This is a genomic window from Nitrosomonas sp. (genome assembly GCF_040240425.1).
Classification (GTDB): domain Bacteria; phylum Pseudomonadota; class Gammaproteobacteria; order Burkholderiales; family Nitrosomonadaceae; genus Nitrosomonas.
In genome coordinates this window covers 55527-79434 of sequence record NZ_QPHG01000008.1, presented here as the reverse complement: position 1 = coordinate 79434, position 23908 = coordinate 55527, and the positions used below count along the sequence as shown (strand labels likewise).

Here is a 23908-nt window from a genome sequence, read left to right as displayed (position 1 = left end):
AAATGATGAGATCCTTTTTTATCCGTTGTGGGCTGCTGTCTGTTTTGGCGCTGAGTGCGTGCCAAACAACCGAACCGTTGCCAAGCAAGCGTGGGAATCCCGAGATTTTGTGGGATAACTGGGGCGTTCCGCACATCGTGGCCGTTCAAGAACGCGATGCTTTTTATGCCTTTGGCTGGGCGCAAATGCGCAGCCACGCCGATTTGCTGCTCAAACTGTACGCGATGGCGCGGGGTCGCGGCGCCGAATATTTTGGAGAAGACTATCTGTCCGCCGATCGTTCGGTTCGTTTGCTCGGTATTCCAGCTCTGGCCGAACAGTGGTACCAGGAGCAGGAATCCGGGTTTAAAGACAATTTGTCGGCTTTTGCTGCGGGTATCAACGATTTTGCGCAACGCCATCCCGAAGCGGTTTCTGATCAGGTTAAAGCCGTTCTGCCGGTTACGCCGCAAGACATCATTGCACATACTACGCGGGTCATGACCGTTTTTACCGCCGGCATTTCGGAATGCGGCGCGGTATTGCCCGGATTTGATTTCAATAACCAGCCTCCAGGCTCGAACGGCTGGGCCTTGGGCGCCAAATTCTCCAGCAGTGGCCATACGATGTTGCTTGCCAATCCCCATTTGAGCTGGCACGGTATGGAAACACTGTTTGAAGCGCATCTTTTGATGCCCGATTTGAATCTTTATGGCGCTGCTCTGGTTGGATCACCCGTTTTGCAAATCGCATTCAATGATCATTTGGGCTGGACGCACACTGTTAATCCCATTGATGGCTGTGATCTATACCGATTAAAGCTGGCCGGTAACCACTTAAGTGATGGTTATTGGCTCGACGGTGTTGTGCATGATTTTGCGTTAAGCAGTGAGACTATACGGATTCTCCGGGCGGATGGCCGCATCGATAGTGAGGTGTTGACAATTCGCCGTGCTATGCAGGGACCGATAATTGATCATGCGGGAGAAATTTTGTCGGTACGTCTGGCGCTACTTGAAACACAACTACTAAATGGCATGAATCGGCAATGGTGGGAAATGGGGCGCGCCACTAATCTGGAGAAATTCCAGGAAATTTTGTCGGGTGGTCACTTAGCTTTATTCAATGTGATTTATGCCGATGCGGACAAGAATATTATGCTGGCGTTTAACGGTATTATTCCGCAACGTTCAACCGGTGATGCGTTCTTTTGGCGAAAAACCCTAGCTGGCGATGATTCCCGGTTGATCTGGAAGCAAGCGCACTACTATCAAGATCTGCCTAAAGTTATTAATCCGGATTCCGGCTGGGTGCAAAATAGTAACGGCGCGCCATGGTATATGACCTTACCCAGGCTTGACAAAAATCAGTATCCGGAAAATATTGCGATCGATGTGACTAATAATCGCGAATTGCAAAGCTTAAGGATGCTGGCGGCACAACAAAAAATGAGTTTCGAAGCAGTGATCGCCGCCAAGCATTCGACGCATTCGCTGGCGGCTGATCAATTGCTCGATGATTTGTTGTCAGTTGCGCGAGTCAGCAACGATCCGCTATTACATCAAGCTGCTGCAGTAATGAACCAATGGGACCGGCAATATTTGGCGGAAAGCCGTGGCGCCAGGCTTTTTAGTTTATGGTTTGCAAAATGGATTGAATTAACAATCGCTAAGGCGACGGAAGTAAATCCCAGTTATGTTTTTACCCCCGATCAGTTGCTGGGCAGTCGTTTTTATTTACGGCCATTTGATTCTTCAGAGCCGCTAATTACACCATCTGGTCTGGCCAACAAGCCGCTCGCACTTACAGCCTTACGGGAATCGATCAGCCAATTACTTGCCGAGACGGGAGAGCTCGATGTGTCGTGGGGTGAGGTTGCCCGGCTGCGCCGCGATGGGATCGATTTACCTGGCAATGGCGCTGACACGGATTTGGGAGTTTTTAGAGAAATTGTCTACGAGCCGGATGTCGATGGAAAATTGAGATCGTTTTATGGGGATTCTTTTATTGCAGTCGTTGAATTTTCCAAGCCAATGCGTGCGCAAGTACTGGTGACATACGGTAATGCTACGCAACCGCAGGTTTTTGAAACTTCTAGCCAATTGCATCTATCTGCAAAGCAGCAATTGCGCCCTGCATGGCGCAGCCAAAATGAGATTGAAAGTAATGTGCAATTCCGTGAATTTCTGTCTTACGATACGCTGGATATTTATGAAAATAGAACACGATAGTCAGTTTTTGCAGCTTGAATTTACCTGAAAAGATATTATTAAATAGCTAGATTGACACTAAGTCCGATAAGCAGACCTTGATTACTTAGTTGTAAGAATTTCTAGCGTTGTTTACAGTATTCAGGAGAATACTGTAGATGGACATACATAAACGTACACGATTAACTTTATTGAATCGCCAGGAGATCTGGCGGCTAAATCAAACCACGGCTGTGGAAGGTAGCGCATTTGGCGGAATGCTCCTTTGTCAGCATTCCAAAGATTTATGACGTGCTGAAACGCGCGAGACTACAGGAATTTACTCCCCGCGACAGCACTAACCAGCGGTTAGAACATTGCAGTACGGTCTCAAACGAGAAGCCAAGCGCTATAACAAGTCTTACCTGGGCGAGCTTGTTCACTTCGATACCAAGCGGTTTTCCTTGCTGAAAGGGCAATTCGCTAGTGAACCTCGCGAATATCTGTTTGTGGCCATCGATGATTTTCCAGGGAGCTGTATGCTGAGATCTTTCCTGATAAAACCCAACACAGCGCCGCGCCGCGCCGCTTGCTTCCTCCTAAGTACTGCTGCTCAATGTCCTTACCAGATCGACTATGCTTATTCCGATAACGGCCAGGAATTTAAAGGAACTGACGCTCATGCTGTCGTCAAAGCTTGCAGGCATAGGGTATCGGGCAGAAGTTTGCCCGCATTAATCGCCCTCAAACCAACGACAAAGCGAACGAGTCATCCGTACTGATGATATGTGGCACAGCAAAACTTGCTTTAAGGCAGCACCGATCGCTGCATTCAGCTTTTCCGTTTCATTAACTTCTACAATACTGTAAAACCGCATAAGAGTTTGAATAATGCTGTCCCTTATGAAATACTCAACGCTTATTTCAATCAACTTCTGTGTAAACAATCCTGATATTTCAAGTTTTTATGGTCAATTACGACTGGGGTCAACAACAATGCTTGCTCCAGATTTATCCGGCATTATCCGCTGCTAGCCAGCAACAAGATATGGGTAAAAAGATGTGTACATTATAATAACAAAATATAATTATTATTATAATTCAATTGATTATATATAATGTTTGGCGGAGAGAGAGGGATTCGAACCCTCGATAAGCTTTTTGAGCCTATACTCCCTTAGCAGGGGAGCGCCTTCGACCACTCGGCCATCTCTCCGTTAATGACTACACTATAATGATTTTCCCGAAATCAGCATTATCGATTTCTTAGAGCGCTTGCTCAAGATCGAATGCTTTATGTAGAACCCTGACAGCCAGTTCCATATACTTTTCGTCGACAACCACGGATACTTTGATTTCCGAGGTGGCGATCATCTGGATGTTAATGCCTTCTTCCGCCAAAACCCGGAACATCTTGCTGGCGATACCTGCGTGTGAACGCATGCCAACACCGACCACCGATACTTTTGCGATTCTATCACCTCCGAGTACATCACGGGCGCCAATATGCGGTTGGATTTTTTCTCGCAGGATGTTCATGGTGTTTTTAAATTCATTCCGGTGAACCGTAAACGAAAAGTCCGTTAAACCGTCATGGCCTACGTTTTGGATAATCATATCGACATCGATATTGGCATCGGCCACGGGTCCGAGAATCTGATAAGCGATGCCGGGATGATCGGGAACGCCCAATACGGTAATTTTCGCTTCATCTCGATTGAATGCGATACCTGAAATGACAGCTTGTTCCATATTCTCATCTTCCTCAAAAGTAATCAGCGTGCCTTGGCCTTCTTCCTCAAAGCTGGATAGCACTCTCAGCTTAACTTTGTATTTTCCTGCAAATTCGACCGATCTTAATTGCAGTACCTTTGAGCCAAGACTTGCCATTTCCAGCATTTCTTCAAAGGTTATCGTGTTCAGTCTTCTGGCTTCCGCAACGACGCGAGGATCCGTCGTATAAATTCCGTCCACATCCGTGTAGATCTGGCATTCGTCGGCTTTCAAGGCGGCTGCTAATGCAACCCCGGTGGTGTCCGATCCGCCGCGGCCCAGGGTGGTGATGCTTCCTTTCTCATCCGCACCCTGAAATCCGGCTACCACGACGACATATCCGGCATCCAGATCGGCGCGGATTTTTGCTTCGTCGATGCTTAGAATGCGGGCTTTGGTGTGCGTGCTATCGGTCAGAATCTTAACTTGCGGTCCCGTATAGCTTTTTGCTTTAACGTTAAGTTCCATCAATGCCATCGCCAAAAGTGCGATGGAAACCTGTTCACCGGTGGAGATCATGACGTCCAGTTCACGTGGACTGGGGTTTTCTTGTACTTCATGGGCTAACGCAATCAGCCGGTTGGTTTCGCCGCTCATGGCCGAAACGACAACAACAATCTGGTGTCCCTGCGAATGAAATTTCGCGACCCGGCGCGCAACGCTCTTTATTCGCTCGGTACTGCCAACTGAGGTACCGCCATATTTTTGTACGTAAAAAGCCACGAATTTATGATCCGCTAAATTTCAGAATTGGAAAACCGCGTAATTCTACACATTTCACTGCTAGAAAACTAGATTGCGCTGCTTTTGAAAAAGGCAGCAGGTTGTTTTTCCATCTTATCGTGCGGATGCGTGCAACAACGAGTATTCACTTGTACTTCAGGTTTATTCACTATTGATCAGCTGTTGGATAATCCTTCCAGGGTATTTCGTGCGGGATAGTACTCTGGAAGGATATAAATGAAGTAACTGAAACACTTAGCTATGATTTAGGTTTATTTGCTGGATTGCGAAGGAGAACCCATTTCGATAGCTTTGAGAATACTGAAATGAAAAATCAATGCAGTCTTTCTCAGTGGCCGCGATTTTAAATGAAAACGGTATTTTGTCAAGACTGACCGGCGTTCGGTAAGCATCAGTATCCCCTTATAAAGAGGAGGGATTGCCGCGCAGTTTCCTTAATAAAACGGATTGCAGTTCGCTATTCACCCAGGCTTTCTGAGATACTGCCCAAAGTGTGCCGTGCGCGAAGTCTTTGCATTGCAGCGCATTTTCTTCCGGCATGAGGACGATATCAGCATCCGCGAAATGAATGTCTTCCGTTTTAAAGCGGTGATTTTCTGGATGCGAATGCAATTCCGCGTTGATGCCTGTTTTTTGCATAAGCTCATAAAGCCAGTGGACATTGTCGGCGTCAGTAACAATCCGGATTGATTCTTTTCCGAAATCGGCAATAGTTTTGCGCTGTTGTGGATCGAGCACAAGATAAGCGGTTTCGTTTACCAGCTTCATATTGTAAATTTTATTCTGCTGACTCGGATCAATATAATGATTCTGCAAGTTATTGGCGACAAGAATGCTGGATTTTCCCAGATCTTTCAGAGTGCTGCGTAAAGGGCCGGCAGGCAGTAGCAATCCATTGCCGAAGTTCTGCTCGTTAAAATCAACGGCAATGACTTCAATATCACGTTCCAGGCGATGATATTGCAAGCCATCATTACTGATGATGACGTTGCATTCGGGGTGCGTGGTGAGAAGCGCTTGTGCGGCGGCAATCCGATCGTTGCCCACCCAGACCGGGCAAGATTTTCCATGTAATTGCGCTAATAAAAATGCTTTTCCTCCGCTATGCTGCGAGCTATTGGCGGTTGTGACTGCTGCCGGTGGCCCGGCATTATCCGAGTTACCTTGTGTGACGATTCCAGGGTGAAAGCCATGCGCCAGTAATAAATCGACAAGCCAAAGCAGCAGTGGTGTTTTTCCGCCATCGCCGATACTGATGCTGTCGACGATAATCACGGGGACCGGTAGTGTGACCGACGGAAGAATATCCAACCAGTAGCACAATTTTTTCCCCGCCAGGAAGAAACGATACAGAACACTTAATGGCCACAAAACAAAGTGTAACGGGGTGATGCGATGCCAATACAGCTCCGATAATTTCATATTTTGCATTCAGATGAGGTATGGATTACGGTATGCATAGTACATGCGATTCCAATCGTTATCCATCATGCGATTGAACCGGCAAAAATTTTTACCCGGCCTATATCCAGACTCTAGGAATTGTGTGAATATTCGCCATCATAAATTTCATTTTTTGTTTGGATTCGCGTAGCAATAATGCAATCAATGCGGGTCTGACACTTAATTCACAAGAGCAATAAGATCATGAATATATCTGTAAACCGGCTGCTTGTTCCCACGCTGTCGGGAGATGGCCAATCTAAAAAGCCGCATCATATTGCGTATACCGATTGGGGAGATCCGCGCAATCCGCATGTAGTCATCTGTGTGCATGGTTTATCGCGTAACTGCCGTGATTTCGACTATCTTGCACAGGCGCTGCAAGCGGATTGCCGGGTGATTTGCGTCGATGTGGTGGGGCGCGGCCAAAGTGATTGGCTTGAGCACGCGCATGATTATGATTATTACCCGTTGTATCTATCTGATGCGGTGTCGTTGATAACGCATCTCCAATCGCAGTATCAAGAGAAAATCACCTTGGATTGGGTCGGTATTTCTATGGGCGGGTTGATCGGCATGATTCTGGCGATACAACCGAACCAGCCGGTTACGATCCATAAATTGGTCTTGAGCGATATCGGTCCATTGATTCCTGCCGTTGCGCTGAAAAGGATTGCCGATTATGTCGGCAAAGATCCGCGTTTCAAGAGTTTCGAAGAATTCAAACAGTACATGCAAGTGATTTCAGCGTCGTTTGGGCCTCTGACCGAGGAACAGTGGAAGCATATGGCGATTCATAGTGTCCGCGAGTATCCGGATGGTACTTACGGCTTCCGCTATGATCCCAGGATTGCGGTCAGTTTCAAAGAACATAAAATCACCGATATCGATTTGTGGGCGCAATGGGATCAGTTAGCGACGCCAACGTTGGTGTTGCGTGGCGTTGAATCAGACATTTTATCGGCTGAAACGGCAGCGCAAATGCAGTTGCGCGGCGCAAAAGCGCAAATCGTCGAGTTACCCGGCATCGGCCATGCGCCGATGCTTATGGATGACCATCAGATAAAAATCGTACGGGATTTCATTCTGAAATCGCGTACTGTTATCACAGTTCAATGATCTCAGGCAAAACCGGAGGTCACTGAACTGAATTTTTTTACCGCTGCATTTCTTGCGGCATTTTCCCGGAACGAACGAAAACATCCATCGTGCCGGGCACCTCAGCATCTGCAATTCCTTTTCACACATGAACCTCAGCTGTTTGAATTGAATTGTTTAATGTCATATTTCTCCTTAAGAAATTTTGTTTTTGCTGATTAATAAGCATCTCGTGGAATAGATAGATCAACACTGTGGCAAATTGCCGCGCGGCAATTTGCCACATTCCCAACACCGTTTGTTTAATTTAAATTTCGCGAGAATTAATTGCAACGAAGGGTTTGAAAGGATGCGCTTACGTGCGCAAAGCACGGCTAATCCATCTTGACTGACTAGAAGAACCAACCAGTCCGGCGATTGATTGCGTTCAGGCCGATCAATCGCTACCCATCTGCAAAGAGGCGCCGTAAACCGGCCATTAACTCATAATAATTAAGGAGACAAGGAATTATGCTGACGATACACGCTAAACTGGTTGATGCCATGATCGCTCAGGCATTGAATGATCATCCGGTGGAAACCTGCGGCATCATCGCCGGTCCTGCGGGATCTAATTGGCCGTTACGTCTGATTCCTATGCGTAATGCCGCGCAATCGGACAATTTCTTTCAGTTTGATCCGCAACAGCAACTGCAAGTCTGGAAAGAAATGAGCGTGCGTTGCGAGGAACCGGTCGTTATCTACCACTCCCACACCAGCAGCGCAGCTTATCCGAGGCGCAGCGATGTCGAGTTGGCTACCGAGCCGCAAGCGCATTACGTCATCATTCCGACTCAACATCTCTACCCAGCGGAGATCCGCAGTTTTCGCATTGCCGATCAAATGGTGATCGAGGAAAGGGTGCAAATCGTGCGGCAATATCAACCCGAGCTCGAATTGCAAATGGTTGCTTAAGTACGGATCGATCCTGACAACCTAATACGCTTTTTCCTAACCCCTCAAAATATTCAAACAGGCGCAGACATGCCAATCACCGTAGTTATTCCAACGCGATTAAGATCGTTGACGAATCAGCAAAAGCATATCGCGATCGAAGGCGTTAAGGTTTCCGAAGTCATTGAGCGGATGGAACAGCAGTATCCGGGTATCAGAGCGAAATTGATTTTCGACGGCAGTGCGTATCGTTTCATCAATATTTATGTCAACGATAACGACATCCGCTTGCACGACGGCTTGGCAACCAACCTGCAAGATGGCGATATCGTGACCATTTTGCCTGCACTGACAGCAGGCTAAAAGAATTTATCGTGGCATATTCCATGCACTTTATCGGATTCTTTGCAGTACTTTTGCCATGACATTGCCTTTTCAAGAAAGATTTATGTCTATACCTCATAACGCGGCTGATCAGTTGCTCAGTTCCAAAGAAATGATTGATGCGCTGGAATTGATGTTTCGCCGTATGGATGCAATCAACGCTATTTGCACAACCGATTTTCCATTGTATTCCTCGAAGAATACCAATGCCTGGACTGTGTCCTCCAGTGGTTCCTGGATGGGCGGTTTTTGGGGAGCGTGCTGGTGGTTGCGGGCAAAATTAACCGAGTCGGCCAGTGATCAACAGAATGCTGCCGATATTTGCCAGCGCCTGGCCGGAAAAATTCCTGTCGATTCGGGATATCGCAGTTTGATTTTCTGGTATGGCGCAGCTTTGGGGGAAATCTGGTTTCGCGATACACAGGCGCGTGCCCTGACCAGAAAATCCATTACCGCGCTGGCACACAGTTTCAATCCCAAATTAAATTGCATTCCGCTGGGGGCCGCGATGGGTGGAGTTTCCACCGGTCATCAGTCGATCGCGATCGATAATTTTGCCGCGCTGCTTCAGCTCCTGACCAGCGGCGAACAAAACCTCCATTACTACATGGCACAGCATCATGCCGAGACAATGTTGACGGCGTGCCGCCGTCATAATGGCGCATTTCACGCCAGCGCGTATTTTGACGGCAGGGGGTTTCAACCGGACGATCAAGCGGGCACATGGTCACGCGGTCAATCCTGGGCGATGCTGGGATTAACCCGGGCAGCGGCTTTGTGGGGTGAGCCGTATTTGACGCATGCCAAAACAGCGTGTGAGTATTGGCAGCATTCCCGTCCAGGCTCCTTACCGCCTAACCGGCTCGGTCAATTGGTGTCCTGCGATGATCCTTCCGCCGCCGTCATCGCATCGATTGCGATGCTTTCCCTGGCGCGTTTGTTGCCCGAAGGCGAATATTGGCGTGCTTACGCGCATCGCCAGATCAGTGTCATCATCCGCAGCCAGTATTTCATCGGATTTCAGCAAGACACCGGATGCAGTGAAAATCAGAAAAATAGCTCAACCGGAGTTTTCTGGGGGTGTTGCTACAAAACCGGGCAGAACGAAGAAGAATTGGTGGAATCGGTGTGGGGTAATTTTTTCCTGATGGCCGCACTCGCTACGCTGACGGGTTTTATCGAACCCGGCCATTGTTAGATTGCGAACATGCTTGCTCTCTTGAAGAGAAGAAGAAAATCGATGTCGCCACACATCATGATGGGTAAAAGCATGGGGTACGGGTATCGCATACGAAATTTTTGCTTTGATGCTCATTCTTTCCGATCACGATCACTGTCGGCCGGATTATCATTAACTGTTCAGTTTTTATATTCTAATACAATGCTTTAGATAATCTGCATTGCTTGCCTATTCAGAGTCTGTGCTCCTGACGTTATTTTTACGTTCGGAGAAGGGATCTTTTTGTCTTGCAAAACTAGGCGTAACTCATTGTAACTGCGACAATTTACCGCATTGACCCTTAACTGTGTTTGATCAATACTGCGCGTACGTTGGCCAACGCAGCAGGTGTGAAATCTTTTCTCGCCTATTCATAATCAAATAAGAAATTAGGGTCATTTATGAAAGAAACATTCGTTAAAAGTACATTGAAATATGCATTGTTATTGGCGGGTTTGACATCATTGCCTGCCATGGCACATATCGGCTATGGTGGCCGCGATTTTGGTACCTTCACTGGGGCTCCAGCTTCTAGCACAATTACAAATCAATCAATTTCCGGAAATTATGGTTGGATTGACGGAACCGATTCCGACTGGGGTGATTCTCATGTGGTGAAAGCATATCGTTTTACTTTGACAAGTGATGCCGATGTGAAAATTTCGTTCCAAGAGCAAGCTTATGTTACCTCAGCTGGCGCCTCGATTTCCGCCGGTATACTGCCTGGTTTTTCTATTTACAAAGGACTTGCGCATCTTGCGCCATTTGGAGCGGATTTTGACTCTACCCCAGGGTCAATTGCAATTCGTGATGCGGTGGGTGGGGTTGGTTTGACTGAAGGTTCCTTCAGATCACTGACCGATTGGAGTATTACCAATACAGCTAACGATCCAGCCAGTGTCTTTACTTATGTTGGTTCCGCCTATGATGGCAGTCCTGTAGATTATGGTACCGGCGTTATTCCCGGTGCTGATGGTCTGGCGGATCATTCCGTATCAGGAGTTTTTCATTTGACAGCGGGCGACTACTCAATATTTGTAGGTGGATCGGATTATGCTGATCAGTTTGCTGCATCACACCTTGCGTATGGTCTGGCTGGCACTGTAGCACTGGTGCCAGAACCTGAAACCTATGCCATGTTGCTGGCAGGTCTTGGTTTGATCGGCTTCAGCGCCAGCCGCCGCCGTAAACTCTAAACAGAGTTGATTCTATAGCCAACCCTCCTGGCTATTTGTACCGCACAGCCCTGTATCATACGAATCCTACCTCTTCGGCGTGATACGGGGCTGTCGTTTGTTCTGAATCAATTTCATCCATTCCGGATTAAAATGACAAATATAAATTTCAGTTTTAACAAAAAAATAACCATCGCACTGATTCTGTGGCAAGGAATCAGTTTCAACGCATTCAGTCATGACGGAGAAGATCATGGCGGCTCGGTTACGTTAGCGCCCGGTTTGCCGGAATGCCAAATACTGGCAGCTGCCCGGTTGTTCGACGGCGTCAATTTTCCGCAAGACAATATGGCGGTGTTGATTGAAGGCGATAAGATCAAGCGCATTGGGGCTTTAACCGAATTGAGCGGATCCTGTGCCAATCAGATTAATTTAGGGGATGCGACTATTCTGCCGGGATTTATCGAGTCGCACGCACATATTACATTCCAGGGTGTTAATAAAAATGCTGTGCTGGAACACGGTGTAACGACCGTTCAGGATACCGGTGGTCCATTGCAGGCTAAAGAAGGCGGTGATGGAACGTTGCGGTTGTTGAGCGTGGGGCCGATTATTCAAGCAGCGGGTGGTTATCCTCTGAATGTATTCGGTGGTGGCGATGGCGGTTATGACAAAGTCGGTATTCCAGTCACATCCACGACCGAGGCCGATAAAGTGGTCACCGATCTGATTGCTGGTGGAGCAACTGCAATCAAAATGGCATTGGAACCGGGAGGCGAAACCGGTGCGCCCTGGATGCAGCCGCACGACGGTGTTCCGGTGCCCGAGACGCCCTGGCCGATGTTATCGCAAGATATCGCCAATGCCATTGTCGCCAAAGCCCACGCATTGGGTAAACGTGTTCTCGTGCATGTCGGTGAGAATACCGGTTTTGAACGGGCGCTTAATGCAGGTGTTGATGAATTTGCGCATATACCTTGTGGCGAAATCAGGGAAGATTTGCTACAGCGCGCGGTGGATCAAGGGGTTATGTTCGTCACCACCATTGATACGCTGGCAGCTTGTGTGGATACCGCCACAGGTAAAGGCATTCACTCCAATACCATGAGCCTGGCCAGTAAAGGCGCGAAATTTATTTATGGCTCTGAGATTGGACATGACAACGTGCCTTGGGGGATCAACGGCGAAGAGTTGCATATGATATTGCATTTAACCAGTAGAGAATCCATCGATTTTACCGACGTGGTCAATGTCATTAAATCGGCCACATCAAAAGCGGGTGAGCATTTGGATCTGGCGCCGCTAGGGACGCTGGTGGCGGGTGCCCCGGCCGATGTGATTGCGGTAAAAGGTAATCCATTCCAGAAATTCAAACTGTTGGAATATCCACAATTGGTGATTTCCGGCGGACGCACGATTGTGAATAAATTCATCAATCAATCATCTCCGGCAAGTATCGAATGTTTTCTGACTTGGGCGGAAGGAAAGTATCCTGAATTATTATCGCCTGCTGGTCAGACAACGGTGGTTTCAAGTCTCTACAGTTACCGTTATTATCCAGCCACACAAGTGTATGCAGGCATTTCTTCGGCGGATAATCATGTTTATTTTATGAAGCAAGCGGATGGGCTATTGCGAAGCGAGGGGCCGCTGGCGAATTGGCTGCCGCTATCTGGCTGTCAGTAGTTTGTTGTTTTGACTTACTTGAAAAACTCAGAAGCGGAAATTGTATTGAACGTAGAAAAGATCAGGAGAAGTTCCCGGTCTTTGCTTATCCAGGAATTCACCGCGCCACAATTTTGAGTAACCCAGTAACACGTCCTGGTGGCGGCTCATGTGGAGATTTAAGCGGAAATCAATTTCATCGCCGATATGACTGCCAGACTGACCTGTGATGTCCCGCAATGTTGCCTGACCGGCAGCGTTGTACAAATAATCACGGTTATTCGCCAAATAGAAGCGATGATATTGCGTGATGAATGTTATCCAGGGCATCGGATGCATGGTGAATTGCGCATTGAAATCATGCATGTTCTGACGTCCGACACGATCCAGGAAACCGAGATAGTAGTGACCAAACGGAAACAGTTGATTAAACGTATTGCTTCTGCCGTCCTTGGAATTACCGTCACCGGATGCAAAATCATAGCGTATCCAGCCTTGCGGGTTCATTGGCAGCGGTAAGCGGTAACCTACCCCGGTTGCCACAGCGAAAGCGGATACGTCCAGATTGGACCGCTGACCGAACTGATACATACCCTCCAATTCATACAGCAGATTATCGAAGTTACCTGCCACGCGGCCACCGAGCGTATGAGTATCCGCATTGCCTTGCAGAATATTTCCCGCGAGCATGTTCGCAGCAGAAACGTTGCGATCGTTGATTAAACTAAGGAAGTAAAGATCGATTAAGTGGCCTGGTTTCGGTTTGTTGGTCGCCCACAAGCCAAAGAAGTTTTGCTGTGTATCCCAGTTATCGACGTTCCCTTTTTCAATGACCATCGGGCGCATCCAGAATGCATCCACATCCCATTCCGCCGTACGCCAGAACGTTTTAACACCCTGGAATGTTCTACGTGTGTTGACCCAATCTAATGTCGAGATCAAGCGTTGCGAACCATACATCATCTCTTGCCGGCCCACACGGATATACGCCGGTCCATTATTGATATTGGCCAGCTTGATATCGGTAAACATATTCAATATGTCAGCATGATTTCTATCCGTTGCAAGCGGTGGCAACTCGGAACCAAAAGCGCGAGCATCAATCAATTCGGCAAATAACCGCACTTTGTCGCGGTACCATAAATCCGCGTGAACCCTGGTACGCAACAAGTGGAAGTCATTATTGGTGCCCGCTGCATTCAAACGGCTATCCGTTTCGTGAATATAGCGATACCAGAAGTTACCACCCAGTGACAATAACCAATCATCGCCCAGATTCATTCTCTTAACCGGATCGAATATGTCTTTCTCGTGTCCCGGTGTGGCCAGATAGCGAAAGTCAATGTCGTACGCCGGTGTGGTCAATAACGCAAACGGCGCATAAGGGGCGACGGGCGGTTTTTCACGCTTATTACCGGTTACCAAATCCCACAGTGAAAAATAGCCCGGACCGGCAGGCGGTAACAGAAACAAGCCTGGACGTGATGGAGCTGAGACTGCCGGTACTTTGGCCATATCAAATTTACCGTCAGCAACTTTCGGCGCCTCGGCTGCTTTGGGCGCTTCAGCAGCTTTGGGGGCATCCGAGGCTTTAGGAGCAGATGCGGGCGGATTTGCATACACCGACAGCGGCACTCCCATACTCAGCATACATACACCAAGTTTAAGCAACCATCGCTGCATGCTTCCTGCCATAGCAAGTTTTCGCTTACGAGTGGCAAATGCAGAGAAAGTGAAGAATCTCGAGTTATTCATTAATAAGCTCCGTTGTTAATAATCCGGGTTGGTAATCAAATGGAATCATATGATTGGTATCAGAGAATTGAAAATATTATACCGCAGGCTACTGGTCTTTATGGCATGACATCGCCAAGGGCGGCCAATTAGGGTGTCGTATTATAAATAGCTTCGATGTATGGAAAAGTGGAGAAATAATACATTAAAACAATGCTTTTCCCTTCTTGACAAGGTAACTGATAGATTTCAGTCAATTACGGGATGAAATGGTGGTTAAATAACTGATTGATTTTAGTAGAATTGATTGAATGTTGTTTTGTTGTAAATCAACAACATAGGGTGCGGTATAACCCTGCGCCAGACTCGGTTTTTAAGGCAATTCATCACCCTATTGGCTGATTTTGACGGCGTACCCCGTGCGTTTAATTTGCTCGCCGAATTGAGATAACCAAGCATTGTCAATTTTAGAAAGACGAGATGCTTCCGGTTGTAGCGATGGGCGCGCGATGCCATACAATAAAACGCCCTGGACCGGAATTTCATTGTGGGTCAGTTGCTGCAAAAAACTTAAATAAGCGGCAGTTTCTTCATTCGAGGGCGGCATGCCGTCCAGCTGAAAAACACAAGTTTGTAACCAAGTTGGGCAGAGTAAAGCCGCTATCCGTAAATGATCCTGGACTTTTCTCAGACTGATCGATGTGTTGTTGATGCGTTGCCTTTCCTTGCTGGAAGCGCGGTCGAACTTGAACCAGATTTCTCCATTCAGCTCTCCCATATGCTTCAAACCAGCTTGTACCGCAGGACGGTGAATCAAGCTGCCATTGGTGATGAGCACGATTTTTAACGCTGCCGGTAATGCAAAATCATTTTTGACGCGCCCGATCAATTCGATCACTTGCTCGAATTCTTTCGCGCTCGTCGGTTCACCGTTACCGGATAGGGCGATATCGTGAATTTTTCTGGCTTCAAGCGGTACATGCTGTTGCATGTAATCTCCGGCTGTCAGTTCGTGCAGAAACGATCGTAATTCGATCTCCAGCCGGTTCAGATCAATACGCGGCGCGGAGCCGCGTTTCAGATCCGGCACTTGGCAATAGACGCAGCGCCAGTTGCAAGCATTGTTCGGATTCAGATTAATACCGATCGAGACACCACCGGCGCGGCGCGAAATCACCGGGTACACGTAGGTGAGTCCGGCGCTGTCGCGGCTGTGATCGGTCGTATTCAATAGTTTAGAGTTTGCTCGCAATGTTACAATTCCATATATTCATTTCGCTTCTCAATTGTACGTATGTTCATTACTCGAAGGCTGGAATTTGACGCAGGTCACCGCATTTCAACGCATAACAGCCAATGCCGCCATCTGCACGGCCACCGTTACTGTATCGAGATTACGTTATCCGGCAACATTATCGCTGACGAAGGTGTTGCGCAGCAAGGCATGGTGATGGATTACTCCGAAGTCAAACGCATTGCCAAATCGGTATTGGTTGATCAGTGGGATCACGCCTTCTTAGTGTATTCCGGCGATACGAAAGTTTTGCAATTTTTGCAATCGATCGAAGACCATAAAACGGTTGTGCTGGATGTGCAACCGACAGCGGAAAATCTGGCATTGCTTGCATTTGAAATTCTGGAAGGCGCTTACCAGGACAGCTATGGCAATCATCTGCAACTCGAGCAGGTGCGTTTGTATGAAACACCGAACTGCTGGGCCGACGCGGTGCGTGGCTCAGTCTAATTTTTAGAGACTATTTATTGTTATGTTTATCGATTCACATTGTCATCTCGATTTTCCCGATCTGGCCAAAGATCTGGATCAATTATTACTGAACATGCAGCAAAATCACGTTACGCACGCGCTCTGCGTTAGCGTCGATTTGCCGAACTTTCCTCGCGTACGCGCTTTGGCGGAAGCGCACGAGAATCTGTTTGCCTCCGTCGGTGTGCATCCGGATTATGAAGATCAAATAGAACCGGCCGCCGAGCAAATTGCAGAATTGGCCAATCACCCCAAAGTCATCGCGATTGGGGAAACCGGTTTGGATTATTTCCGTCTGCAAGGCGATCTGGAATGGCAGCGCGAGCGCTTCCGCCAACACATTCGTGCAGCGCGCAAGGTGAATAAGCCACTGATCATTCACACCCGCTCCGCTGCTGCGGATACGTTGCGGATCATGCAGGAAGAGGGCGCCGATCAAGTGGGCGGCGTGATGCATTGCTTTACCGAAAGCTGGGAAGTTGCGCAGCAAGCCATTGCAATGAATTTTTACATTTCATTTTCCGGCATCGTGACGTTCAAAAATGCCGTGGCATTAAAAGAAGTTGCCAAGAACATTCAATTGGATAGAATGTTGATTGAAACCGATTCGCCTTATCTCGCGCCGGTGCCGTTTCGCGGCAAACAGAATCAACCTGCATTCGTGCGGCATGTGGCGGAAGAAATCGCGCGCTTGCGGAATGCGGATCTGGAAGATATTGCAACGGCAACCACGGATAATTTTTTTAACCTATTCAAACCACCTAAACATGGCATATCTGCTTAAATCGTATTGGTTATCGATATGTGTGCTGCTCTCTTACCTGCCGCTTCACGCGGCTGCGGGTATTCAGGAAGATTTCATGTGGGCGGTGGAAAAGGGAAATGTACCCGAAGTCTCCCGGTTATTGGAAAAAGGCGCTAATCCGGATTTGGCGAACCGCGATGGCTATACACCCTTAATGATCGCGGCCAAGGATAAGAATTTGAACATGGCGCAAGTGCTGATCGCTGCCGGTGCGCAATTGGATATTCGCAACCGCTACGGCGAAACGGCGATTATGCTGGCCAGCTATCACGGCCTGACCGAATTGGTGCGGTTGTTTTATATCAAAGGCGCCGAGATCAATCATAGCGGCTGGAATCCATTGACCTACGCCGCTTACGGCGGGCATCTGGACACCCTCCGGTTACTGTTGTCCGGTGGCGCTAATATTAACTCGATTACCGACAATGGTTCGACCGCATTGATGATGGCGGTCAGGGGAAATCATGTTGATGCGGTTTCATTGCTGCTCGACCAAGGTGCTGATCCAGCGATCAAAAATGAGCATGGCGACAATGCTCTGGTCTGGGCGGAAAAATACAATCACCCGGATATGGTTAAGTTTCTTAAAACCCGCGAAGTGGCGAAATAAAATGAACGCGAAAGCAGCTATCTGTCCGGTAATTTGAGCATGCAGCTGCTGCAAGGAAAAGTGGCTTTGGTAACCGGGTCGGCGCGTGGAATCGGTGCCGAGATCGCGCTTACGTTAGCCAAAGCAGGTGCTAAAGTCATCGTCAATTATGCGCAAAACCAAGCCGCCGCGGACCGTGTATGCGCCGCCATTACCGAAGCCGGTGGCGAATGCTTGGCGGTGCGGGCCGATGTCAGCGATCCGGCTGCGGTGCGGCAGCTTTTCACGGCTGCAATCGAACGTTTCCAGCAGATCGACATTCTCGTCAATAACGCCGGAGTCTTGGTATTTAAGGAAATTGCCGAAATCAGCGACGACGAATTCGATCGCATTGTCGATATCAATTTCAAGAGTGTTTTTTATGCATTGCGCGAAGCCGCGGCAAAACTCGCGGATCATGGCCGTATCGTGACTGTTTCCAGCACCGTGACGCGCCTGATGCTGCCTAAGTACGGCGCATATGCTGCGACCAAGGCGGCCGTTGAGCAACTGACGCGGATTTTCGCGCGCGAAGCGGGAAAGCGCGGCATTACCGCAAACATCGTCTCGCCCGGTCCGGTCGATACGGAATTGTTCCGCAGCGGTAAAACCCCGGCGGATATCGAACGCATGGCGGCGATGGCGGCTTTGGGAAGGCTGGGCGCAGCGGATGATATTGCGCAAGTGGTGTTATTTTTGGTCAGCGATGAAGCCCGCTGGATCACGGGACAGAATATTGGCGTCAACGGTGGAATTATTTAACAGATAGGGAGAGGGGAAGCAAATGCGTATCGGCGTGCCTAAGGAAATTAAAATTCATGAATCCCGCGTGGGACTGACGCCGGCAGCGGTACGCGAACTGGTTGCTCATGGCCATCATGTCATGGTGCAGAAAAATGCCGGGATGCAAATCGATTTGAGCGACGATAAGTACCGCAACGCGGGCGCGGAAATCGTGGAAACGCCGCAGGAAATTTACGCCAAGGCCGATCTGATCGTCAAAGTCAAAGAACCGCAAGCATCCGAGCTGCCGCTGTTACGCCAAGGGCAAGTATTGTTCACCTATCTGCATCTTGCTCCCGATCCGGTTCAGACTAAAGCTCTGATGAATTCCGGCTGTATCGCCATCGCTTATGAAACCGTGACAGATAGTTTCGGCGGCTTGCCACTGCTCGCACCGATGAGCGAAGTAGCGGGCCGCATGGCGATTCAAGCCGGGGCACACGCGCTGGAGCTGGATCAAGGCGGTCGCGGCATGCTGCTGGGCGGTGTGTCCGGTGTACCTGCCGCACGGGTCGTCGTGATCGGCGGCGGTGTCGTCGGCACCAACGCCGCGCGTATTGCGATGGGCGTCGAAGCGCATGTCACCGTGCTGGATAAATCGATTCACCGCTTGCAGCAACTGGATTTTCAATACGGCTCGAAAATTAATACCGTTTTCTCAACGGTGGATGCACTGGAAGAACATGTTTCAACCGCCGATCTGGTCATCGGCGCGGTACTGGTTCCCGGCGGCGCAGCGCCTAAATTGGTCAGCCGCGAATTGGTCAGCCGCATGAACCGCGGCGCGGTGCTGGTCGATGTTGCCATCGACCAAGGCGGCTGTTTCGAAACCTCCAAACCGACCACGCTGGCCAATCCCATTTTCACCGTCGATGGTGTGGTGCATTACTGCGTTTCCAACATGCCCGGCGCAGTCGCACGAACCTCTACTTTCGCACTCAATAACGCGACGCTGCCGTTCGTCTTGGCGCTGGCCAATAAGGGCCACCGCAAAGCACTAACGGACGACGTGCATTTACGCAATGGCCTGAATGTTTACCAAGGCCGGTTGACGTATGAAGCGGTGGCGCGGGATTTGGGGTTGGGTTATACGCCTGCGGTGGATGTGCTGGCGTAATTCAATCAGCAGTGAGTGCGGTGAAGTTTTTGTTAAAAATTGTTTTATCTTGATCTGACAAATGGCCTAATGCGCAAATGATCAGACGGTGATCCAGAGTAAAGAGCTTTAACCGGATGATCGATGCCACCGGTAAACCTGCGCTATTCAAATCAGCGATGGATGTATCTAATGGCCAAGGAGCGTGTTGAGCTGAAGTGATCATGGCCATCACACTATGGCCAATACAATCATTGAATGATGCTGCTGAAGAAATAATCAGCGCAGGTCGGCTCTTGCTGGCCTGCTGATCGGTGAATGGAAAAGGAACTTTGACAACATCGTAGCGATTATAGATTACGGTAGGCTTCGTCATCTTCGGTACTGTTCCATTCCGATAAAACATCGTTTAATGCAGCCAAGTAACTCGCATCCAGTGACTCTTCCACTCGATGTACCGATATTTTTCCGTTTTCCAGCACCTCCCACGCAAGCGTATCTCCTGCTTTGAGCTGTAACCGTTTACGCACTTCGGCAGGTACCGTGATTTGGCCTTTTTGACTTAATTTGGCAAGTTGAGACACCTCAGTACTCCTTTATTTTGTGAGGATTCCTTACGGTAACGTATATCTGGCGAGGTTGCAATTAGTCTGTGTATTAAGAATAATTTTTATATATGCTATTTATCAATGAGTTATTCAATAAAGTTGATCTAAAGATCAGCATTTCGAATATTATTAAGTTTTGTGCGACTAAGCAGATTTGTATTGCGCGCTGAGGAATAGATTCGGACTCTCAGCTTGATTCTTTTTGGATAATACTGCTTTTGTGTAACAAATGGATATAGCTTAGCGTCACGAGAACAAAGTAGTGAACAGTTTGCAGCTGCCAATAGCGCCATTATGTGTTGATCATTGCAACAAGTTCCATTAGTAAGTACTTTAATTTCATCTTCAATAGAATCAACTTGATCAGATTTTATTTGTACAGCTATCCCAGCATCCTTTAATGTTCTGACTAAGCGCATATGACGGTACGAGCGCGTCAATTCAGCGATATATTTTGTACCCCCAAAGAGAAGAAAACCATCTTTACGGTCTAACCAGTTCTTTACCGGCTCAAAGTCATCATAATTTACGTTACTTTTGTCGAAGACCATTGAAAACGTGTTGATGTCAATTACGATAGTCATGTTTTTTTATAGTGACAAAAGTAGCATTTCTTCATTGATGAAAAATTCTCTAAAAGCTTTTGGTTGATCCTTAGGATATTGACCAGATTGAGCAATCTCAATGGGTGTTACCGTATTTCCTTTTTCAGTTCGCGCAAAGAAAAGAACTTGTGCTTTAGGAGGATTTTCTGATCTCGACATTTCAGTGCGAAATCGATCGATGAGGTAATCTGAGTGTGTTTCAACTAAGAATGAATGCTCTCTTTCTACAGCGAGCTCAAAGAGAAGCCCTCCAAGTGCCGCTTGAGCTCTAGGATGCAGGTGGACTTCTGGTTGCTGTACAGCAAAGGTACGTCCTTTCTCTCGAGCTAAGAATTCTACAACTAAAGGAAGTGCTTGAGAAACGCCATATCCAACGTTGTTAATATTCAGATTGGTACCTCGTAATCTAATCAGAACTTCAAAAGGATTTCGTTCGCCTCTGCCAAAGGTATGAGTAATTACTGTTTCAAATAGGCCACTTGCATCACCAAATGCTGCAAGACGATCTGCAAATTTTTTGGATTTCAAGTTTCTTTTTAGAACAAAAGGAGAATGTTCTCCTTCTGCGGAGTAATCGCGTGAAAAACCTTCGTATATTCGCTTCGGTCGAGTACGGATAGGGGCGATCCAGGTTAAATCAATTGCCATTGGTATTTCTGCTTTGAATTCATTGAGTTTTGGTTTCTCACCTGATTCGATTGCTCGGATTAGAGATAATGCTACTGCAAGCGGTGGATTGGGTGGAAAGCTTTGTGGTAAAGATTTGAAATCGGTAGCATCGTTAAGTGCATGCAGCCTATGCCAGAAATACTCTAATGCAGTTGTTTCGGTTTCGAAAGAAGGAGGTGATGGTTCTACAAGGTATTGCGTATCTTTCTTGTTGAAGCGTATATGAGTTTCTTTTCCAGCCTGAAGCTGAAAGTGTGTTGCAATTGTAGGCATCGTATTTTGTTCGATAAATCGATTTATAGCGACATCAAGATCGTAGCTGCCATTTTTCTTTAGAGAAACATTTATAATTCCCACGTCAAAGAATGTTAAATTTTCAGAATTAGCTGAAACAATGTCTGAGAAACTATTTAGTTGAAGATCTTCGGTTTTATCAAAACGAGGAAAGAACCAAAAGTCTGGTCTCGTTATTAATTGCAGTAATGCAAGAAAAGAGCTTTTGCCTGTACTGTTTTCTCCGACTAGAAAAGTGCATTTATTTAGAGGAATAAGTGTGTTACTGAACCCGCGATAATTATTCATGTAGATATAGAGCATGACATTTCTCCTATTATCGATGTGAGTTAGTTGAGTGGAATTGTGATATTTAAATAAAGCAGTAGAAACTCAGATTCCATCACTCAATATTCTGCACCTGTTCCCGCATCTGCTCGATAATCACCTTCAATTCCATTGAGATCCGCGTAATTTCCAGGTCAACCGATTTTGAGCCGATGGTATTGGCTTCGCGGTGCAGTTCTTGCATCATGAAATCGAGTTGTTTGCCGACGGCACCGCCTTTGTTGATGATGCGTTCGACTTCGTCGATGTGCGCTTGCAGGCGTGAGAGCTCTTCGTCGACGTCGATTTTACTGGCGAACAGGGTGATTTCCTGGTGGATGCGTTCGTTTTCTTGTGTGCCAAGAATTTCTTCTAAACGAGTGCGCAGTTTTTCCTCGAAGGCAGCGATTAATGCCGGAATGCGCGGGGCAGCGGATTGCAGTAATTGGCGCATTTGCTTGATGCGTTCCAGTAAAACGGATTTCAGCTTGTCGCCTTCGCGTATCCGCGCAGCTTTTAAGTCATTCAATGCGGTTTGTAGCAAGGTCATGCCGATTTCATCGGATTCCTCGCCGGGTGCCATGTCACTTCCGAGCATGCCGGGCCATTTCAGGATTTCCGCCACCGTTAACGAAGGTGCGGCGGGGTGGCGTGTTTTGACGGATTGTTCGAGTTGCAGCAATTTTTCCAGCAAAGCCTGATCGAGCTGCTGAGAATTTTCCGTATTTGCTGACGGGGAAAAATTCAGGCGGCATTCGACTTTACCGCGGCTGAGTTGCTTTGTCAGCAGTTCGCGCATGGCCGGTTCCAGCTTGCGAAAATCATCCGGCAGACGGAGCTGGATGTCGAGATAGCGGTTATTGACCGAACGGATCTCCAGGTTGAACGATCCGTAGGGCATTTCTTGGGTTGCGGCGGCGTAGCCGGTCATGCTGACAATCATGATAAGAGTGTTTTTAAAGTTTGAAGGGGAATATACCGGGATAAGCTGAGCAAGTTGTCGTCACAGATCGCCGGAGCGGGTTTACCGTCCAGTAGACCGGTTACGGTAAAGGGTGTGTCTTTGTTTTCCGGATCGAATACCACCAGACTCGCATCGATGTATTTGTAATCGCCCGGTGCATTCAGGCGCCAAAGATTAGGGATGCCGGGGTAGGGCTGGTGCAGGCAATACGCTGCGGTGTCGCCGTGAATGATCAGAACCGGCTTCTTGAATTGTTCGGCTTTTTGCTTGATCAGATCACGCAGCAAGCGGAAGCCATCGCAATCGGTGCGATTGCTCGTGGTGCAGACCGGTTTTTCGTGATCAAAGTCGAACATATCCGCTTGGAAAGCGATGACCACCGCTTGTGCGGATTCCGCCGTGGCGAAGCGTTGTTGCAGCCATCCGGTGTTGGCTTGATCGCGGCGATCCGCTTCGTTCAAGGCATCGTCGATGTTGCTGCGCAGAATTTCCCTGCGGCCATTATTGGTGCCGGGAATATGCAGCGTGGTGAAAGCGACCGGCCCGATGCTCCATTGCGCGTTTTCGATGAAATCGCGTTGCCGGATAAGGCCCGGAATATTCTTGGTTAAGTGTTGCCGGTCTTGATGAAAAAATAGTTGGCGCAGATAGCCGAGGCGTTCCAGTTCGTCGTGCCGCATGCCGGTACTGAATCGGTCGCAATCGGTCCAGTCGTTATCGCCGGGGGTGTATACCGTTTTATGCGGATTCAGTTGCGCGATCTGGCGGTAATGGTCTTGAAACAAATCGTCGCTGCAGCTCAACCGGCCTCTTTTGAAATCGCCCAGGTGGATCAGCACGGGCGGGTTTAATGCGCGAATGGCTTTGGCGATTGCGCCATTGGGCTGTTCCAGTAGGGCATATTCGGCATCGGTGTAGGGCATGTCGCCCAGTACGGCAAACCGCACGGTTTTTGCAGCGCCGGAAGATGCCGCGTCATTTGAAGGATTCGCTGCCGCAGGCGCGGCAAAAATGAGCATGGAGAGGAAAAAGCATACCTTCATCGCCAT

The 23908-nt window shown here is 48.1% G+C and carries 23 protein-coding genes and 1 tRNA gene; 13 read left to right on the top strand and 11 right to left on the bottom strand.

Features of this window, described 5'->3' with window-relative positions; all coding sequences use genetic code 11:
• Window positions 1-2: 2 nt before the first annotated feature.
• Complete coding sequence (locus DU481_RS04720; protein WP_350133027.1) at window positions 3-2210, top strand: penicillin acylase family protein; 2208 nt, start codon at window positions 3-5, stop codon at window positions 2208-2210.
• 335 nt (window positions 2211-2545) lie between these two features.
• Complete coding sequence (locus DU481_RS04715) at window positions 2546-2950, top strand: hypothetical protein (protein WP_350133025.1); 405 nt, start codon at window positions 2546-2548, stop codon at window positions 2948-2950.
• Window positions 2951-3291: 341 nt separating this feature from the next.
• Here DU481_RS04715 and DU481_RS04710 read toward each other — a convergent pair.
• The 3 genes from DU481_RS04710 to lpxK form a co-directional block, all read right to left on the bottom strand.
• Window positions 3292-3384: transfer RNA gene (locus DU481_RS04710), tRNA-Ser, on the bottom strand.
• 50 nt (window positions 3385-3434) lie between these two features.
• On the bottom strand, window positions 3435-4664 hold the full coding sequence (locus DU481_RS04705; protein ID WP_350133022.1) for an aspartate kinase: 1230 nt from the start codon (window positions 4662-4664) through the stop codon (window positions 3435-3437).
• 423 nt (window positions 4665-5087) lie between these two features.
• A complete protein-coding gene (lpxK, locus tag DU481_RS04700) occupies window positions 5088-6107 on the bottom strand; it encodes a tetraacyldisaccharide 4'-kinase (protein WP_350133021.1) in 1020 nt (339 codons plus the stop codon).
• A gap of 225 nt (window positions 6108-6332) precedes the next feature.
• Between lpxK and DU481_RS04695 the strand changes: the two genes are divergently transcribed.
• The 6 genes from DU481_RS04695 (at window position 6333) to DU481_RS04670 (ending at window position 12623) form a co-directional block, all read left to right on the top strand.
• On the top strand, window positions 6333-7247 hold the full coding sequence (locus tag DU481_RS04695) for an alpha/beta fold hydrolase (protein WP_350133019.1): 915 nt from the start codon (window positions 6333-6335) through the stop codon (window positions 7245-7247).
• A 489-nt stretch (window positions 7248-7736) separates the two neighbouring features.
• Window positions 7737-8180 (top strand): M67 family metallopeptidase, encoded by a 444-nt coding sequence (locus DU481_RS04690; protein WP_350133017.1) that lies wholly within the window; start codon window positions 7737-7739, stop codon window positions 8178-8180.
• A gap of 69 nt (window positions 8181-8249) precedes the next feature.
• A complete protein-coding gene (locus DU481_RS04685; RefSeq protein WP_350133015.1) occupies window positions 8250-8522 on the top strand; it encodes a MoaD/ThiS family protein in 273 nt (90 codons plus the stop codon).
• An 85-nt stretch (window positions 8523-8607) separates the two neighbouring features.
• On the top strand, window positions 8608-9741 hold the full coding sequence (locus DU481_RS04680; protein WP_350133013.1) for a glucuronyl hydrolase: 1134 nt from the start codon (window positions 8608-8610) through the stop codon (window positions 9739-9741).
• 422 nt (window positions 9742-10163) lie between these two features.
• Window positions 10164-10958, top strand: coding sequence for an FxDxF family PEP-CTERM protein (locus DU481_RS04675; protein WP_090317039.1), 795 nt, complete (start codon window positions 10164-10166; stop codon window positions 10956-10958).
• A gap of 132 nt (window positions 10959-11090) precedes the next feature.
• A complete protein-coding gene (locus DU481_RS04670) occupies window positions 11091-12623 on the top strand; it encodes an amidohydrolase family protein (protein ID WP_350133011.1) in 1533 nt (510 codons plus the stop codon).
• 27 nt (window positions 12624-12650) lie between these two features.
• On the opposite strand, the gene DU481_RS04665 is transcribed toward DU481_RS04670, so the two are convergent.
• Together DU481_RS04665 and DU481_RS04660 are read right to left on the bottom strand one after the other, a co-directional pair.
• On the bottom strand, window positions 12651-14252 hold the full coding sequence (locus DU481_RS04665; RefSeq protein WP_502889911.1) for an alginate export family protein: 1602 nt from the start codon (window positions 14250-14252) through the stop codon (window positions 12651-12653).
• 475 nt (window positions 14253-14727) lie between these two features.
• Complete coding sequence (locus DU481_RS04660) at window positions 14728-15567, bottom strand: radical SAM protein (RefSeq protein ID WP_350133007.1); 840 nt, start codon at window positions 15565-15567, stop codon at window positions 14728-14730.
• A gap of 63 nt (window positions 15568-15630) precedes the next feature.
• Here DU481_RS04660 and queD point away from each other — a divergent pair, with 63 nt between their 5' ends.
• Genes queD through ald form a run of 5 tightly spaced genes read left to right on the top strand, consistent with a single transcriptional unit; the run spans window position 15631 to window position 19434 of the window.
• Entirely contained in the window at window positions 15631-16080 is a 450-nt protein-coding gene (gene queD / locus DU481_RS04655) for a 6-carboxytetrahydropterin synthase QueD (protein ID WP_350133005.1), read from the top strand.
• A gap of 22 nt (window positions 16081-16102) precedes the next feature.
• Complete coding sequence (locus tag DU481_RS04650) at window positions 16103-16885, top strand: TatD family hydrolase (RefSeq protein WP_350133003.1); 783 nt, start codon at window positions 16103-16105, stop codon at window positions 16883-16885.
• The gene (locus DU481_RS04645) at window positions 16869-17516 is read left to right on the top strand and encodes an ankyrin repeat domain-containing protein (RefSeq protein WP_350133001.1); all 648 of its coding nucleotides are present in this window, start codon (window positions 16869-16871) and stop codon (window positions 17514-17516) included. The genes DU481_RS04650 and DU481_RS04645 overlap by 17 nt, the downstream gene beginning before the upstream one ends.
• Window positions 17517-17555: 39 nt before the next feature.
• Window positions 17556-18296, top strand: a complete 741-nt coding sequence (locus DU481_RS04640) for an SDR family oxidoreductase (protein WP_350133000.1) — start codon at window positions 17556-17558, stop codon at window positions 18294-18296.
• A 22-nt stretch (window positions 18297-18318) separates the two neighbouring features.
• Window positions 18319-19434, top strand: coding sequence for an alanine dehydrogenase (gene ald, locus DU481_RS04635; protein ID WP_350132998.1), 1116 nt, complete (start codon window positions 18319-18321; stop codon window positions 19432-19434).
• Window position 19435: 1 nt separating this feature from the next.
• Here ald and DU481_RS04630 read toward each other — a convergent pair whose 3' ends face one another.
• The 6 genes from DU481_RS04630 to DU481_RS04605 all read right to left on the bottom strand — a co-directional run bounded on the left by DU481_RS04630 (window position 19436) and on the right by DU481_RS04605 (window position 23902).
• Window positions 19436-19789 carry a type II toxin-antitoxin system PemK/MazF family toxin gene (locus DU481_RS04630; protein WP_350132996.1) on the bottom strand — a complete coding sequence of 118 codons (354 nt, stop codon included), beginning with the start codon at window positions 19787-19789 and terminating at the stop codon, window positions 19436-19438.
• Window positions 19764-19997, bottom strand: coding sequence for an AbrB/MazE/SpoVT family DNA-binding domain-containing protein (locus DU481_RS04625; protein ID WP_350132994.1), 234 nt, complete (start codon window positions 19995-19997; stop codon window positions 19764-19766). Before DU481_RS04625 ends, DU481_RS04630 begins: the two co-directional genes overlap by 26 nt.
• Window positions 19998-20125: 128 nt before the next feature.
• Window positions 20126-20605: a hypothetical protein gene (locus tag DU481_RS04620; protein ID WP_350132992.1), complete on the bottom strand. Its 480-nt coding sequence runs from the start codon at window positions 20603-20605 to the stop codon at window positions 20126-20128.
• Window positions 20606-20611: 6 nt separating this feature from the next.
• Window positions 20612-21892, bottom strand: coding sequence for an AAA family ATPase (locus tag DU481_RS04615; protein ID WP_350132990.1), 1281 nt, complete (start codon window positions 21890-21892; stop codon window positions 20612-20614).
• Window positions 21893-21971: 79 nt separating this feature from the next.
• Window positions 21972-22838, bottom strand: a complete 867-nt coding sequence (locus DU481_RS04610; protein WP_350132988.1) for a YicC/YloC family endoribonuclease — start codon at window positions 22836-22838, stop codon at window positions 21972-21974.
• Window positions 22835-23902: a hypothetical protein gene (locus tag DU481_RS04605; RefSeq protein WP_350132986.1), complete on the bottom strand. Its 1068-nt coding sequence runs from the start codon at window positions 23900-23902 to the stop codon at window positions 22835-22837. Before DU481_RS04605 ends, DU481_RS04610 begins: the two co-directional genes overlap by 4 nt.
• Window positions 23903-23908 lie beyond the last annotated feature (6 nt).

Bases quoted from the DNA above. Each gene is read 5' to 3' on its own strand.
- DU481_RS04720 (WP_350133027.1), top strand. From the start codon at position 3: ATGATGAGATCCTTTTTTATCCGTTGTGGGCTGCTGTCTGTTTTGGCG.
- lpxK (WP_350133021.1), bottom strand. From the start codon at position 6,107: ATGAAATTATCGGAGCTGTATTGGCATCGCATCACCCCGTTACACTTT.
- DU481_RS04695 (WP_350133019.1), top strand. From the start codon at position 6,333: ATGAATATATCTGTAAACCGGCTGCTTGTTCCCACGCTGTCGGGAGAT.
- DU481_RS04690 (WP_350133017.1), top strand. From the start codon at position 7,737: ATGCTGACGATACACGCTAAACTGGTTGATGCCATGATCGCTCAGGCA.
- DU481_RS04685 (WP_350133015.1), top strand. From the start codon at position 8,250: ATGCCAATCACCGTAGTTATTCCAACGCGATTAAGATCGTTGACGAAT.
- DU481_RS04680 (WP_350133013.1), top strand. From the start codon at position 8,608: ATGTCTATACCTCATAACGCGGCTGATCAGTTGCTCAGTTCCAAAGAA.
- DU481_RS04675 (WP_090317039.1), top strand. From the start codon at position 10,164: ATGAAAGAAACATTCGTTAAAAGTACATTGAAATATGCATTGTTATTG.
- DU481_RS04670 (WP_350133011.1), top strand. From the start codon at position 11,091: ATGACAAATATAAATTTCAGTTTTAACAAAAAAATAACCATCGCACTG.
- DU481_RS04665 (WP_502889911.1), bottom strand. From the start codon at position 14,252: ATGCTGAGTATGGGAGTGCCGCTGTCGGTGTATGCAAATCCGCCCGCA.
- queD (WP_350133005.1), top strand. From the start codon at position 15,631: ATGTTCATTACTCGAAGGCTGGAATTTGACGCAGGTCACCGCATTTCA.
- DU481_RS04650 (WP_350133003.1), top strand. From the start codon at position 16,103: ATGTTTATCGATTCACATTGTCATCTCGATTTTCCCGATCTGGCCAAA.
- DU481_RS04645 (WP_350133001.1), top strand. From the start codon at position 16,869: ATGGCATATCTGCTTAAATCGTATTGGTTATCGATATGTGTGCTGCTC.
- DU481_RS04640 (WP_350133000.1), top strand. From the start codon at position 17,556: ATGCAGCTGCTGCAAGGAAAAGTGGCTTTGGTAACCGGGTCGGCGCGT.
- ald (WP_350132998.1), top strand. From the start codon at position 18,319: ATGCGTATCGGCGTGCCTAAGGAAATTAAAATTCATGAATCCCGCGTG.
- DU481_RS04630 (WP_350132996.1), bottom strand. From the start codon at position 19,789: ATGACGAAGCCTACCGTAATCTATAATCGCTACGATGTTGTCAAAGTT.
- DU481_RS04620 (WP_350132992.1), bottom strand. From the start codon at position 20,605: ATGACTATCGTAATTGACATCAACACGTTTTCAATGGTCTTCGACAAA.
- DU481_RS04615 (WP_350132990.1), bottom strand. From the start codon at position 21,892: ATGCTCTATATCTACATGAATAATTATCGCGGGTTCAGTAACACACTT.
- DU481_RS04610 (WP_350132988.1), bottom strand. From the start codon at position 22,838: ATGATTGTCAGCATGACCGGCTACGCCGCCGCAACCCAAGAAATGCCC.
- DU481_RS04605 (WP_350132986.1), bottom strand. From the start codon at position 23,902: ATGAAGGTATGCTTTTTCCTCTCCATGCTCATTTTTGCCGCGCCTGCG.